This is a genomic window from Coleofasciculus sp. E1-EBD-02 (assembly GCF_040218245.1).
Taxonomy (GTDB): Bacteria; Cyanobacteriota; Cyanobacteriia; order Cyanobacteriales; family Coleofasciculaceae; genus Coleofasciculus.
On record NZ_JAVJQN010000154.1, the window covers coordinates 13,501 to 27,129 of the forward strand.

12 protein-coding genes and 1 pseudogene are annotated in these 13,629 nt (G+C 46.1%); 8 read left to right on the forward strand and 5 right to left on the reverse strand.

The window, feature by feature from the left end; genetic code table 11:
* Position 1: 1 nt before the first annotated feature.
* Positions 2-793 carry a Uma2 family endonuclease gene (locus RIC07_RS24920; protein WP_446396856.1) on the reverse strand — a complete coding sequence of 264 codons (792 nt, stop codon included), beginning with the start codon at positions 791-793 and terminating at the stop codon, positions 2-4.
* On the opposite strand from RIC07_RS24920, the gene RIC07_RS24925 reads away from it, so the two are divergent.
* Together RIC07_RS24925 and RIC07_RS24930 are read left to right on the forward strand one after the other, a co-directional pair.
* Positions 792-983 carry a hypothetical protein gene (locus tag RIC07_RS24925; RefSeq protein ID WP_446396857.1) on the forward strand — a complete coding sequence of 64 codons (192 nt, stop codon included), beginning with the start codon at positions 792-794 and terminating at the stop codon, positions 981-983. The two genes, RIC07_RS24920 and RIC07_RS24925, sit on opposite strands and share 2 nt — an antisense overlap.
* A gap of 332 nt (positions 984-1,315) precedes the next feature.
* Positions 1,316-1,954 (forward strand): Uma2 family endonuclease, encoded by a 639-nt coding sequence (locus tag RIC07_RS24930; protein ID WP_446396858.1) that lies wholly within the window; start codon positions 1,316-1,318, stop codon positions 1,952-1,954.
* Positions 1,955-1,979: 25 nt separating this feature from the next.
* Here RIC07_RS24930 and RIC07_RS24935 read toward each other — a convergent pair whose 3' ends face one another.
* Both RIC07_RS24935 and pdxH read right to left on the reverse strand, forming a co-directional pair.
* Positions 1,980-3,260: an ABC transporter substrate-binding protein gene (locus RIC07_RS24935; RefSeq protein ID WP_446396859.1), complete on the reverse strand. Its 1,281-nt coding sequence runs from the start codon at positions 3,258-3,260 to the stop codon at positions 1,980-1,982.
* Positions 3,261-3,482: 222 nt separating this feature from the next.
* Positions 3,483-4,127 (reverse strand): pyridoxamine 5'-phosphate oxidase, encoded by a 645-nt coding sequence (gene pdxH, locus RIC07_RS24940; protein WP_446396860.1) that lies wholly within the window; start codon positions 4,125-4,127, stop codon positions 3,483-3,485.
* 83 nt (positions 4,128-4,210) lie between these two features.
* On the opposite strand from pdxH, the gene RIC07_RS24945 reads away from it, so the two are divergent.
* On the forward strand, positions 4,211-4,576 hold the full coding sequence (locus tag RIC07_RS24945; protein ID WP_446396861.1) for a lipopolysaccharide assembly protein LapA domain-containing protein: 366 nt from the start codon (positions 4,211-4,213) through the stop codon (positions 4,574-4,576).
* 26 nt (positions 4,577-4,602) lie between these two features.
* Here RIC07_RS24945 and RIC07_RS24950 read toward each other — a convergent pair whose 3' ends face one another.
* Entirely contained in the window at positions 4,603-4,794 is a 192-nt protein-coding gene (locus RIC07_RS24950) for a hypothetical protein (RefSeq protein ID WP_446396862.1), read from the reverse strand.
* On the opposite strand from RIC07_RS24950, the gene RIC07_RS24955 reads away from it, so the two are divergent.
* Complete coding sequence (locus tag RIC07_RS24955) at positions 4,786-5,586, forward strand: segregation/condensation protein A (protein WP_446396863.1); 801 nt, start codon at positions 4,786-4,788, stop codon at positions 5,584-5,586. The genes RIC07_RS24950 and RIC07_RS24955 overlap by 9 nt on opposite strands.
* Before the next feature lie 383 nt (positions 5,587-5,969).
* Positions 5,970-7,136: a sugar phosphate nucleotidyltransferase gene (locus RIC07_RS24960; RefSeq protein WP_006101514.1), complete on the forward strand. Its 1,167-nt coding sequence runs from the start codon at positions 5,970-5,972 to the stop codon at positions 7,134-7,136.
* Between the two features lie 158 nt (positions 7,137-7,294).
* On the opposite strand, the gene speA is transcribed toward RIC07_RS24960, so the two are convergent.
* Positions 7,295-9,394, reverse strand: coding sequence for a biosynthetic arginine decarboxylase (speA, locus tag RIC07_RS24965; protein ID WP_446396864.1), 2,100 nt, complete (start codon positions 9,392-9,394; stop codon positions 7,295-7,297).
* A gap of 189 nt (positions 9,395-9,583) precedes the next feature.
* On the opposite strand from speA, the gene RIC07_RS24970 reads away from it, so the two are divergent.
* From RIC07_RS24970 to RIC07_RS24980, 3 genes and pseudogenes are all read left to right on the forward strand, one after another.
* Positions 9,584-10,291 (forward strand): hypothetical protein, encoded by a 708-nt coding sequence (locus tag RIC07_RS24970; protein WP_446396865.1) that lies wholly within the window; start codon positions 9,584-9,586, stop codon positions 10,289-10,291.
* A gap of 26 nt (positions 10,292-10,317) precedes the next feature.
* Positions 10,318-10,560 (forward strand): annotated as a pseudogene (locus RIC07_RS24975) (Uma2 family endonuclease); the annotation flags it as partial.
* 185 nt (positions 10,561-10,745) lie between these two features.
* Complete coding sequence (locus RIC07_RS24980; RefSeq protein ID WP_446396866.1) at positions 10,746-13,478, forward strand: cation-translocating P-type ATPase; 2,733 nt, start codon at positions 10,746-10,748, stop codon at positions 13,476-13,478.
* Positions 13,479-13,629: the final 151 nt, after the last annotated feature.

Genomic DNA, 13,629 nt, shown 5'->3' on the forward strand with positions numbered 1-13,629 from the left:
ACTATTCCAACTCATCAGGATCAACCCCTAACTCCCGCAATCGTGCCGCCAATCGTTCTGCCCGTTCCTGTTCCGCAACAGCCCGTTCCTGTGCTGTAACCGCTTGTTCCTGTGCTGTAATCGCTTCCTCTTCCGGCGTTAAAATCAATTCTCCCTCCAGTGTCATCCACCGCAACCACAAACGGTTAATCTCCCGAAAACTCCCTTGCCATAATCCTAAACTTAACCCTAACTCTGGCATTAATAACCGATTATCTACCAAGTTCATCGGTACATAATGACCCCCAAGCAAATGAAAGGCTTGTAATTCATTGGTATAACGACTAAAAATAATCGAGTAGGGAATTCGCAAAATCTGCTCATAAACCTGCCACTTGGTCGGTGGATTTCCAGGTGTTGATACTGTGCGACTTAAATCTTCCTCTTGTGTTCCCGGCGACAATAATTCCACCACTACATAAGGACTCACCTCTTCTTGCCAAACCACGTAACTTAAGCGTAAATCCTGCCCTTCGTATAACCGAGGAACACCCACCACTCCAAACCAATCTGGACGCTTGTACCACTGCGGATGAGTAACACTATAGTAGAGATTCAAATCACAAGCTGAAAAGACTAACTCTGGACTCCAATTCGTCGGTTGAAAGGTCAGAAACAGCAGTAGGGGTTGTAAAAAATGAAACTCGTCTGGCAATCCAGGTTCCTCCGGGTTATCAGAAGGTAGATCATACATCGTCGGTAGAGTTTGCCGAGGTGAAAGTGGTGGATATGATTGAGTCGGAAGTTGAACCATGGTGATTGATCGTGATTGTCCGTTAGGGATTAGTTTTAGCGTAGCATCCAATAAGTCGTCGGACAAAAAAACTCCGGAATCTCTTTTAAGTAGGTGGACACAATTAAAGTTAGCGGTGGAGATTAGTGAACAGGGAACACCTCGACTTCGCTCGGTGTGTAACAGGGAACAGGGAACAGTAAGGGTTTGAGGCTTGTTTACATAACTAATCTATTCCACAATTTTAGCTGGGTCACGCCACTACGGTATAGCTCGGCGGAACCATCAACAATCAACAAATGACAAATGATAAATAACGCTCCCCACCTACTTTTGGACTTACGCAAAACCTCTATGTGTAGGGTGTGTTAGCGTAGCGTAACGCACCTTTGCCACGATATAGCGATCCTAAATTGGTTGTGGCAATTTCAAAAACTGAAACCCTTACTATACCTGGGTTTCAAGCCGCTCACTTGTTGCATCCTATTTAGGCTTGCTATATGTGGTGTAGCTGCGTAAGTCCTGTACTTATTGGAGGAAACCATGCAAGTCCAACTCAGGCAAATAATTCTTCCCCCCGGTCAACAACTGCTGATGAACGATGTCAGTTGGAAAATGTATGAACAACTGTTAGAGGAGTTCGGTGAAAAACGGGGTTCGCGGATTAACTACAGTCAAGGATTCTTAGAAATTATGGTACCTTTACCCGAACATGAAGATGATAAAGTAATGATTGCTGATTTTGTAAAGGTACTCCTAGAAGAACTAGACATAGAATTTAGAAGTTTGGGTTCAACAACTTTTAAAAGTGAAACCATGCAACAAGGGATAGAAGCGGATGATTGCTTCTATATTGAAAACGAAGCAGCCGTTCGTGGTAAAAAACGCATCGATTTAAGTGTAGATCCGCCGCCCGATTTAGCCCTAGAAATTGATCTTACCTCCCGCACTCGATTTAATAACTACGAAGCATTAGGAGTAGGAGAACTGTGGCGGTTTAACGGGACGAAATTAGAAATCAACGTGCTGCAAGACGGTGAATACATCCAGGTGAGCGAAAGTCCTCATTTTCCCGGATTTTATTTGGGTGAAGCACTCCCAGACTATTTAGAACGGAGTAAAATTGAGGGGCGAAACCAAACGATGAAACTTTTCCGGGCTTGGGTGAGACAGCGAAAATAAAACTAAATTAAACAGAAAAATTAGATTATTGATCAGACCAACTTTCCTCAATCCTATTCAAAACACTATCCACCTCTTCTCCACCCACATAATCTACAATACCTGTCCAAAACGTACCTGTTCCCACGGCTCCTGGCATCATATCTGAACCATCAAAGCGCACCACTTTTGCATTAGATAAAATCTCAACTTGTCGTTTCGTTACCTCATCCGGATACGCCTCTAAACTCACCTGTTGATGCGGAGAGAGATAACCGCCAATACCTGCCAAGATTTCATGAGGCTTTGATGTGGCTAAATACTCCATTAACTTTCGCGCTTCTGGAGTATCATTAAACATGGCAACGATTTCTCCTGAGACCAATACAGGAGTATCAATGTCTTGATTAATCGTAGGGAATGGAAAAACATCAACATCTTTACCCATCACCACATCATCGGGGAAAAACGATGTAATAAAGCTCCCCTGATGATGCATATAGCAACTGGGTGATTGTTCAAAAAGACCCTTCGGTGAGTCTCCAAATGGGGTACTTAGTACACCCGTTGTACCCCCAAGGACATATTTAGGGTTAAGGGCAATTGTGCCAAATTTTTCAAAAGCTGCCTCAACAGTGGGATGATTGAAGGGGATTTCATGAGTAATCCACTGATCATAAACCTCTGCCCCAGCCTGATGCAACATGATATCTTCTACCCAGTCTGTCCCCACCCAACCTGTAGCACTACCATTTTCCATACCGATACACCAAGGAACACCGCCATCCGCTACAATTTTGTCTGACAATGTGATCATTTCATCCCATGTTGTCGGAACTTCATAGCCCTTGGCTTTAAAGGCGGTTGGGTTATACCAAACTAAGCTTTTGACAAATGCCCGATACCAGATACCATAGATTTGGTCATCAACGCTAGCTAGATTCAACCAATCCTGAGCATAAGCATCAGATAGCTGCGTCATATCCATAAAGGAATCAATCGCCACCAGCTTTCCTTCGCGGGCAAAGTCAGCCATCAAACCCGGTTGGGGAAACATGGCAATATCCGGCGCATTACCTGAATCAACCCGCACGGGTAATAGAGTGGCGAACTCACTCGTGCCTTCGTAAACTACCTTAATTCCTGTTTCTTCAATAAATGGTGCTAGGGCTTTTTTAAGTTCCTCCTCACCCTTGCCTGTAACGACTCCCATAATGGTCACAGTATTGCTTTGAGCAGACTGATTTTGAGCCGGACTACAAGCGGCTAAAAGTATTGGTAAGCTCAATAGTAAAGTCAGTGTTTGACCAACTTTTGCTCTCAACATTTTTATTTTCTACCAAAGGGGAATAAAGTTAATCTAATGATGCACCCCACTGGTTTACTTTTAACAATTAGTATTCGTATTGATGCTGAAAAAATCAACATCAAGTTCTGGTGTCATAGCTTTTCCAAGATAACCTTGATTTTGGCGATCGGCAATAGCTGATGACTTATAAATTTTAAATAATGAATTATGAATTTCCTATTCTCTGTTCTCTGTTCCCTGCTACGGAGATAAACGTTGTATCATCCAGCTACCCTCTGCTGTACGTTGATAGAGCAACCGATCATGTAACCGACTTGGACGCCCCTGCCAAAACTCAATGGCGACAGGAATTAATCGAAATCCTCCCCAGTAAGGTGGACGTGGTATGGTTTTAGTTTCATACTCTTTTTTAAGCTGTTGTAATCGTTGCTCCAGTACCTCGCGGCTTTCAATCACCTGACTTTGCTCAGATGCCCAAGCCCCCAGTTGAGACTCTTGGGGACGGCTATGAAAATAAGCATCTGACTCCTCAGCCGACACCTGTTCAATCTGTCCCTCAATCCGCACTTGTCGTTCTAGCTGAGTCCACCAAAACGCGATCGCGCCCCAAGGATTTGCCAATAACTGCTGTCCCTTGCGACTTTTGTAGTTGGTATAGAAGACAAACCCCCGCTCATCGTATCCTTTAAGCAGTACCATTCGCGCCGACGGTTTCCCATCAGGTGTTGCCGTCGCCAGAGTCATCGCATTGGGTTCTGGCAACTTCGCGGCTACCGCTTGGTCAAACCATACGGTAAATTGCTCAAATGGATTGGGATGAGCATCTGTTTTATTTAACCGTTGTAGGCTGTACTCTTGCCGCAAATCGGCGATGCTTTTACTCATTGTCTCAATTTTTGCTCTAGACAAAAGGTTTTGAAGTCTCTTGCTAAAATTGTCAAGAAACTGTAAACTAGAGGACTAAACTAATGCGACAACTAAACTTTCTGCTCATATTTGCTGTGTGTTTAGCGTTGGTTTTGTTTAGCTTGCAAAACACGCAGCCCACGTCGATTCAAATTATTGAAGGCATTGATGTTGAGGCTCCTCTAGCCCTAGAACTGATTATAGCCATGGGACTAGGTTCTGTATTGGCATGGCTGTTTAGTGTTTGGGCGCAGCTACAGCGACAGCTAGAGTCCTGGAAAGCCGCTCGTCAGATCCGAGCGAAAGAGGAACGCATTGAAGAATTAGAGCAAGATATGGAACGGTATAAGGCAGAAGTCGAAGAACACCAATTACCTGCACTATCGGCATCTGAAACGGTAACAGAAGGTACCATCGTTGAAAGGTGAATAGATTTTGGGGCAATGTGAGAGTGTTAACCCTTCACTTCTCCTTCATTTCGTTTGAGGACATGGTTCGAGGGCATGGTGCGTGAGTTAACTTCCGCAGCTTCCCCTGCTTCCCCTGCTTCCCCTGCTTCCCCTGCTTCCCCTGCTCCCCCTGCTTCCCCTGCTCCCCCAGCTTCCCCATCTCCCTTGTGTCTATCTGAAGATTGCTGATGAGACAAACACCTGCTACCGAAGCGATCGCGCTATTAATTGACCTAGCCCAACGCGGAGAAATCGATCCCTGGGATGTTCAGGTGATTGAAGTGATTGATCGCTATCTCAGTAGTCTCCCCTGGGGGAACGATGCTCAACTCAATCCCCATGACACCGATTTGTCCCAATCCGGACAAGCTTTTTTATGGGCGTCAATGCTTGTCTTACTCAAAGCCGACACGCTACAACGTTTAGAGGAACCCGAAGAACCCGAATTCAGCGATACCGAAGCGGAAATCGAACCCACGAGTGAACCGCGCTTACCCTTGTATTTAGAACGCCATATCCGTCGTCGCACGGCTGCACCCCCGCCCAAAAAACGCCCCGTCACCCTAAACGAGTTGATCGAGCAATTGCAGCAAATGGGAGATCAACTCGAAGCCACCCCCACACCCATCCGCTCAACCCGCCGACAATCTCTATCACGAGGACAAGCAGCACAAGCTATCACCCAGCTAGCTCACGATGAAAATCTAACCGACATTGCTAAACGCCTAGAACAGTTTATTTCCAGTCATTGGCATGAAATAGCAGCAGGAAAAGATTGGCTGAATCTAGAGCAATTGCTAGAGTGGTGGACGGTATCACCAACAGTATCGACGAATGACAATCGCCCAAGGGCTGTTGATACCACTAAACCCCTAGTCAGCGATCGAGTCGGTGTGTTTTGGGCGCTGCTCCTATTATCGGCTCAGTCTAAGGTGGAATTATCCCAAGAGGAATTCTACCAAGACTTAAAAATCCGGACGCTGGGGTAAATCAATCAGGGGTGTTATCTGGGATTCCGATTGGCAGCTTAATCGGCTGTTCAACACTTGACAGAATGCACCAATACAAGTCGAACGAACCGCATCTTGCCGTTTTGCCTCTTGGCTTCAGGCAAGAGCATTCAGATACTTATGTATAGGGTATGTAGCCTCCTACATACTTACCCAGGTCAGTGGTGCATAGTGATTGATTAGGTATCGGTAGTCACTCAAACTTTTGTGAACCTACCCTTTTGTCACCTGATCTCTGTCATTTTTCCCGGTATATAGGATGAGTCTTGACAACGGTTCAACGTCCTTAAGGGCAACCACTGAGCATCAGACTCTATTGACCAACTTGAACATTTGTGGCATAGCTTGAGGAAGATAATTTTATGAAAGCCATGATTCTGGCAGCCGGTAAGGGGACTCGGGTTCGCCCCATTACCTACACCATTCCCAAACCATTGATTCCCATCCTGCAAAAACCTGTGATGGAGTTTTTATTAGAACTTCTAAGGCAGCATGGTTTTGAGCAAGTTGTGGTTAACGTCTCTCACTTAGCTCATGAAATTGAAGGCTACTTCCGGGACGGTCAACGATTTGGTGTCGAAATTACCTATTCATTTGAAGGTCGAATTATCGATGGTCAACTGGTAGGAGAAGCCTTGGGTTCTGCAGGTGGCATGCGTAAGATCCAAGACTTTTATCCCTTTTTTGACGACACCTTTGTTGTCCTTTGCGGGGATGCTCTGATTGATCTCGATCTGTCTGCTGCTGTCAAGTGGCATAAAGAAAAAGGTTCTGTGGCTACGATTGTGACCAAACCCGTGCCGCGAGAGCGAGTCTCTAGCTATGGTGTGGTGGTGACTGACGAAAGCGGTCGGATTAAAACTTTCCAGGAAAAACCCTCGGTAGAAGAAGCTCTCAGCACCAATATCAATACGGGCATTTATATTTTTGAACCCGAAGTCTTAGATTATATTCCATCTGGTCAGGAATATGACATCGGTGGCGATTTATTTCCTAAATTAGTGGAAATGGATGCGCCCTTTTATGCCGTATCAATGGATTTCCAGTGGGTAGACATTGGCAAAGTTCCCGACTATTGGCATGCGGTTCGGGGTGTTTTGACGGGAGACATCAAAAATGTCTCGATTCCCGGTAAACAAGTGGCTCCCGGGGTTTACACCGGATTAAATGTGGCGGTCAATTGGGATAAAGTGGATGTCAAAGGACCGGTTTACATTGGCGGCATGACCCATATTGAAGATGGTGCCAAAATTATTGGTCCATCGATGATTGGTCCGAATTGCTGGATCTGTAAAGGTGCAACGGTTGATAACAGCGTTATTTTTGAATATTCCCGCTTGGGTGCAGGCGTTCGCTTAGTCGATAAGCTGGTCTTTGGACGTTACTGCGTTGATAAGACGGGTGCAACAATTGACGTGCAAGCGGCTGCCCTCGATTGGCTGATTACGGATACCCGCCAGACACCTCCATCCCAAGATCCTGAAGAAAAGCAAGCGATTGATGAAATTCTTCTGGGTCAAAATGGTTAGTCCATAACCTCTGAGTTGCTCACCCAACCATCCATGTTGCTGGTTGGGTGGGCAATTTCACCGTATTTCGGGTCGGCTGAATAAGTATTGTGGTGGGGTTCGGGAGCAGGGGGAGCAGGGGGAGCTGGGGAAGCAGGGGAAGCTGGGGGCAACTTCTCCTAAGAAGACAGATAAGTATAACTACTCAGACTCTTCTGGTAGTTTTGCAGCAACCGTTGGGATTCTGCCAAGGTAATGCTATTCTCTCGTAGAGCTTGTTCGGTGCGACGACGAATGCTTTCCACTAAGTCCTCAGCGTCGTACTGTACATAACTCAATACTTCTGTTATGGTATCTCCCTTAACCAGATGCTCAATTTCATAGCCTCTGGGTGTGAGTCGAATATGGACAGTATTAGTGTTGCCAAATAGGTTGTGTAAATTGCCCATAATTTCTTGGTAAGCTCCGACTAAAAATAAGCCGAGGTAATAGGGTTCTCTGGTTTGAGGATGAGAGGTTGTTCCCGATTTCTCTAGAACAGTCGATTGAGTTACCTTATCCGTAAACTCCCCGCCACTACCCTGGTTTTCCTGTACTTTCGCTTTTCTTAACGGATGCAGTTCCAGCACAGATTTAACATCCCGTAGGTCGATAAACTGGTTAATTTTGCCGTCACTGTCACAGGTCAAATCGGCTAAGATACCTCGACAGGTGGGTTCCTCATTCAGCCGATGGATGGGCATAATTGGAAAGAGTTGGTTCATCGCCCAGGAATCGGGAACTGATTGAAAGACCGATAAGTTGACGTAATAAATTGACGCCATTGTTTTTTCTAAGTCTTCGAGATCGTCAGGTACATAGTCCTGAGTCCTAACAATGTTGAGAATTTTCTCACAGCACGCCCAGTACAATTGTTCGGCTCTAGCCCGTTGAGTCAGGCTGAGATAACCGAGATTGAACAGGCTTTTGGCTTCTTCATTGAATTGAATAGCGTCGTGGTAAGCTTCTTGGTAATTTTCGACAGTGATATTTCCGTAAGTTTCCCAGAGGTTACGGATAATCAGATGTTCGTTCTGGTGAGCAGGTGCAGGTTCTCCAGAGAGAACATCGCTGGTATTGAGGACATCAAAGATGAGTACGGATTGATGAGAGGCGATCGCGCGACCACTTTCACTAATTAATACCGGGGCGGGAATCTGACGAGCTTCACAGGCTTCCTTCACCTCGGCAACGATATCGTTGGCATAATTCTGCATGTTGTAATTTTTCGAGGCGTGGAAGTTGGTTTTAGAGCCGTCATAGTCAATGGCTAAACCACCCCCCACATCCAGATAGTTCATATTAGCGCCCAAGGCACGCAACTCGACATAGATTTGACTGGCTTCTCGAATCGCATCTTTAATCACGCTAATCGCAGAGGTTTGAGAGCCAATATGAAAGTGCAATAACTGCAAGGCGTTGAGCAATCCAGCATCCCGGAGTTGATTGACACAGGAAAGGATCTCCGGAAGCGTCAGACCAAACTTAGCGCGATCGCCTGTGGATTCTCCCCAACGCCCACTCCCTTTTGTACTCAGTTTGGCTCGTACACCGACTATCGGCTCAATACCTAGTTTTGCCGAAATGTCAATCACAAGCTGGACTTCTTCGAGTTGCTCAATCACAATAATCGGTTTTTGTCCCAACCGCATGGATAACAGTGCCGTTTCGATATATTCTCGGTCTTTGTGACCATTACAGATAAGCAGAGCGCCATCAGTTTTTAATGTGGCTAGGGCAATCATCAGTTCCGGTTTAGAACCCGCTTCTAAGCCAAACTGATACGGGTGTCCAACCTGTACCAACTCTTCAACGAGATGTCGGTGTTGATTACACTTGACCGGATAAACCCCCTGGTAACGACCGGGGTAATTATAGCGAGCGATCGCCTTGGCAAAACAAGCATTTAAGCGCTCAATGCGATCGGCAAGGATATCGGAAAAGCGAATTAATAACGGGAGTTCCAGATTACGTCCTTTGAGCGCTTCGACTAATTCAAACAAATCCAGGGAACCGCCGCGATCGCCTTTGGGGGAAACCGTCACATGACCGACGGCGTTAATCGAAAAGTAGGGTTCTCCCCATCCCTGAATCCGATAAAGTTTCTCACTCTCCTCAATCGTCCAAGTTGGGCGTGATGATCTGCCATGAGGTAAGCGAGTGTGAGCAGGACTATCCGGGTGATGCGGTTGCTGCTTTTGCTCACGAATGCTGAGTGTAGATGTTCGCTCTCCTGTCATACTCTTCGATCACCCTTTAAATTACGCCTTGCGATTGTTAATGCTAGCGCATCTGGGTAATGGCATTGAGAGGATTTTTGTCATGTTGTCCAAGAAACCATGTTAAAATTCCTTCAGCATAGTGGTTTCTCTACTCTCAAGGCGCAAAGCGTCGCGTTTTCAAGTTGATCCTGACTGTAAAGGGCGTCAATGCTCAATTCATCTGACCATTCTTCCGAACAGCACAATTACCCACAGGTATTACAGCAGCTCGTTAACAGGTATCCCTTTGTCTTTTGGGGAACAATCTGGGGCTTTCTCGTCTTGATTGGCACTGTGGCATCAGTTGGTTTACTCAATCCAGGGCGGATTGAGTCAGATAAGTCTGTGCCGAAACCCTTGGTCTCAACGATTTTGGAATCAACCGCAAGACAGACACCCTTATCGAACTCTCCGATAACCTCCTCGCCAGAAAACGCTTCACCAAAAGAAGGTTTACCCCTTACTTTATTTTTGGGTCTAGCCTTGGGTTGTGCTGCCGGTTCTTGGTTAGTTACTCAGGCGTTTAGGCAATCTACTCAACGTCGTCAAGTTATCAAACCGTCTAAATCAACCCGGCGCAAAAAACGGCGACGCCCCGTAAATCACCGTCAAGTTTCCCAACCGCCGCAATCGGCGGCAAATACACCAGCAATCCAGACGCTGGACTCTGCCCAGACAGTTGCCTATGATCCGGAAACTGAAGTAACCGTCGTACCTGATCAAGAAAAAAATCCGTTGGATAAGGATGAGCAGAGTCTGGCAGAAATGCTAGATTTACGCAAACGTGAATCTCTGGCGTCGATAATGGGGCGGAGTGTGTCTAAAAAACGAGGTATTTCCCTGAGTCAACCCTCTAGTTTTTTAAACCCTAAGTAATTTTTCTAACTGGCGTTTAAGGTGCTATGACAACGGTACTGAATTTAGAGCCAATTATGACCCTGACACGGGAGCAGTTTTTTCAATTGTGTCAGGCAAATCCAGACTTACAGCTTTAACGTTCATCGAATGGAAAATTGATTATCGTGACGCCTATTGGTGGTGAAGGAGGCACTCAAGAGGCAAATTTGATTATTAAGGTTGGGGTTTGGAACGAACAAACTCAGTTAGGTTTGGTGTTTAGCTCTCAGACTGTATTTAGTTTACCCAATGTGAATGGTCTTGATGAGCTTTCCGAATTGAAAGGAAAAAACGACCGATTGGTCATACCATAGGTTGATGGCTTGATGTAGAGCGCGTTGTAAACTGAATGATGCAATTATTCTGCGAGCGTAACTAATGATTTGGCTTGTCCCGCAGTTTTCATCAATTACAGTTTAACCACATTTGGCGTATGAACAATTTAGAAAACCCCCAAGATAATCAATGGCATTCTTTAGCCGTTGCAGAAACCTTAGAGCGAGTTCAACTCAATCGCCAACAAGGGTTAAGCCAAGCTGAAGTTCAAGAACGAAAAAATAAATTTGGTTCTAATACCATCGAAGCCAAAGGGGGCAAAAATCCAGTTCTCAAGTTTTTAGAACAATTTAATCAACCGCTCCTTTATATATTGATTCTTGCCGGGATTGTTAAAGCTTTTTTAAATGAATGGACGAATGCTTGGGTGATTTGGGGCGTTGTCTTTATTAATGCTGTTGTCGGCTTTGTCCAAGAAATGAAAGCTGAAAACGCGATCGCGGCCTTATCTTCTTCTGTTCAAACCGATGCAACCGTTCGCCGCGATGGCAATAAAACCACCGTTTATTCAGCCGAATTAGTGCCGGGGGATTTGGTCTTTTTAACCTCTGGTGATAAAGTCCCGGCAGATTTACGCTTAATTGAAGTCAAAAACTTACAAGTGAATGAATCGGCATTAACCGGGGAATCAACGGCAGTCGAAAAAAATGCCGAAGCAGTTGATGCTGATGCCGCCCTAGCGGATCGTAAAAGTATGGCTTATGCGGGCAGTTTTGTCACTGCCGGTCAAGCCCAAGGGGTCGTGATTGCCATTGGGAAAAACACCGAAACTGGGCGTATTTCTCAATTAATGGACAAACAAGCTAATCTGATTACTCCCCTCACCCGTAAATTCGATAAATTTAGCCGCCAACTGCTCTACGTTATTTTAGGCGTTGCCACCTTTACCTTTGTTGTCGGTTTGGGTTATGGAGAAGCCTGGACATCGATGTTTGAAGCGGCCATTGCTTTGGCTGTGAGTGCCATTCCCGAAGGTTTACCCGCCGTGGTCACGATTGCCCTAGCCATTGGGGTGTCGCGCATGGCCAATCGTCACGCCATTATCCGTAAATTACCCGCCGTCGAAACCCTGGGAAGCGCTACGGTTATTTGTTCGGACAAAACCGGAACTCTGACAGAAAACCAAATGACGGTGCAAAGCATCTATGCAGGCAATCAAAATTATCGCGTGTCGGGAAGCGGTTACACTCCCGAAGGCCAAATTTCCCAAGACGAGAACACGATCGAGGTTGAAAAAATCCCTGTTCTCAAAGATTGTCTGATTGCGGGTTTGCTTTGTAATGACTCCCATGTAGACAAACAGGAAGACACTTGGAAAGTAGTCGGTGACCCCACCGAAGGTGCATTGATTACCGCCGCACGCAAAGCTGGATTTTGGGCGAACGATCTAGAAGAAAAGCAACCCCGCTTAGATACCATTCCCTTTGAATCCGAGCATCAGTATATGGCTACCTTGCACGAAGATAAACAGCAAGGGGAGAAAGTGGTTTATTTAAAAGGGTCGGTCGAAGCGGTGTTGTCTCGGTGCGAGGCGGTTTTAGATGTCGATGCTCGTCCTCAAGCCCTCAACGCCGCGCCAATCCACGAAATTGTCGAAACCATGGCCGCAGAAGGCTTGCGCGTTTTGGCGTTAGCTCGTAAAACCGTTCAGCAAAACGTAATTGAGCCAGAAGATATCAATAGCGGGTTTCAATTTTTGGGCTTGCAGGGCATGATCGATCCGCCTCGTCCCGAAGCGATTAAAGCCGTAGAAGCCTGTAAAAACGCCGGAATCCGCGTCAAAATGATTACGGGGGATCATAAGGTCACAGCGAAGGCGATCGCGCTGCAAATGCGCTTAAAACGTCAAGGAGAGACGATCGCGTTTACGGGTCAAGAACTCTCGGAGATGAACGAAACCGAGTTAGCCAATGCAGTAGAAGATGGGGTTGTGTTTGCTCGCGTCGCTCCCGAACAAAAATTGCGCCTGGTTGAAGCTTTACAATCTAAAGGCGATGTGGTGGCAATGACTGGGGATGGGGTGAATGATGCTCCGGCGCTCAAAAGCGCGGATATTGGCATTGCTATGGGGAAAGCGGGAACCGAAGTGGCTAAAGAAGCGGCGGATATGATTCTCACTGATGATAACTTTGCTTCGATTGAAGCGGCGGTAGAAGAAGGACGCACGGTGTATCGCAACTTAATGAAAGCGATCGCGTTTATTCTACCAGTGAATGGGGGTGAGTCGATGACGATTTTTATTAGTGTATTACTGGCTCGCGCTGAGTTTCTGCCGATTTTATCTTTGCAAGTGCTGTGGCTGAATATGGTGAACTCTATTGCCATGACGGTTCCTTTGGCTTTTGAACCGAAAGCCAATAATGTCATGCAACAACCGCCTTTATCGCCTCATCAACCGTTACTCAATCGCAGTTTAATTAAACGCATTGTGCTAATTTCGCTGTTTAATTGGATTGTGATTTTTGGCGTTTTTGAGTGGATTCGCACGACCACGGGCAATATCGATTTAGCCCGGACGATGGCGATTCAAGCTTTAGTGGCCGGACGGATTTTTTACTTACTCAGTTTGAGTCAAATCGGGCTGACCTTGTGGGGGAAACTGCGCGGTCGCCTCGATCGCGTTGCGTCTGTACCGATGATTTGGGTGGGGATTGGCGTAACGATTGTTTTGCAGGCGATTTTCAGTCAATGGGGCGTGATGAATAACTTGTTTGCCACTTACCCGTTGAATCTGAATCAATGGCTGATTTGTTTGGTTATTGGACTGCCGATTGTAGTGGTGGCCGCGATCGCCAACCGCATTGATCCACCGAATGTCAGTCAGCAGTAGGTTTTTCAGTCATCAGTCATCAGTTTTTTGGGCAATCGACTTTTCGGCAATCACAGGGGCGCTTTTCCCTTTGTCCTTTGAGAGAGGTGGAAGTACTCAGAATTCCTGTCGTGTTGTCAGGAAAGAAGGTTTTGCCCGGGTTTAATTTGGA

Excerpts from the sequence above, each read along its gene's own strand:
- RIC07_RS24970 (WP_446396865.1), top strand. The coding sequence starts at position 9,584 with ATGCTCAATTCATCTGACCATTCTTCCGAACAGCACAATTACCCACAG.
- RIC07_RS24920 (WP_446396856.1), bottom strand. The coding sequence starts at position 793 with ATGGTTCAACTTCCGACTCAATCATATCCACCACTTTCACCTCGGCAA.
- RIC07_RS24980 (WP_446396866.1), top strand. The coding sequence starts at position 10,746 with ATGAACAATTTAGAAAACCCCCAAGATAATCAATGGCATTCTTTAGCC.
- speA (WP_446396864.1), bottom strand. The coding sequence starts at position 9,394 with ATGACAGGAGAGCGAACATCTACACTCAGCATTCGTGAGCAAAAGCAG.
- RIC07_RS24945 (WP_446396861.1), top strand. The coding sequence starts at position 4,211 with ATGCGACAACTAAACTTTCTGCTCATATTTGCTGTGTGTTTAGCGTTG.
- RIC07_RS24955 (WP_446396863.1), top strand. The coding sequence starts at position 4,786 with ATGAGACAAACACCTGCTACCGAAGCGATCGCGCTATTAATTGACCTA.
- RIC07_RS24960 (WP_006101514.1), top strand. The coding sequence starts at position 5,970 with ATGAAAGCCATGATTCTGGCAGCCGGTAAGGGGACTCGGGTTCGCCCC.
- RIC07_RS24935 (WP_446396859.1), bottom strand. The coding sequence starts at position 3,260 with ATGTTGAGAGCAAAAGTTGGTCAAACACTGACTTTACTATTGAGCTTA.
- RIC07_RS24930 (WP_446396858.1), top strand. The coding sequence starts at position 1,316 with ATGCAAGTCCAACTCAGGCAAATAATTCTTCCCCCCGGTCAACAACTG.
- RIC07_RS24925 (WP_446396857.1), top strand. The coding sequence starts at position 792 with ATGGTGATTGATCGTGATTGTCCGTTAGGGATTAGTTTTAGCGTAGCA.
- pdxH (WP_446396860.1), bottom strand. The coding sequence starts at position 4,127 with ATGAGTAAAAGCATCGCCGATTTGCGGCAAGAGTACAGCCTACAACGG.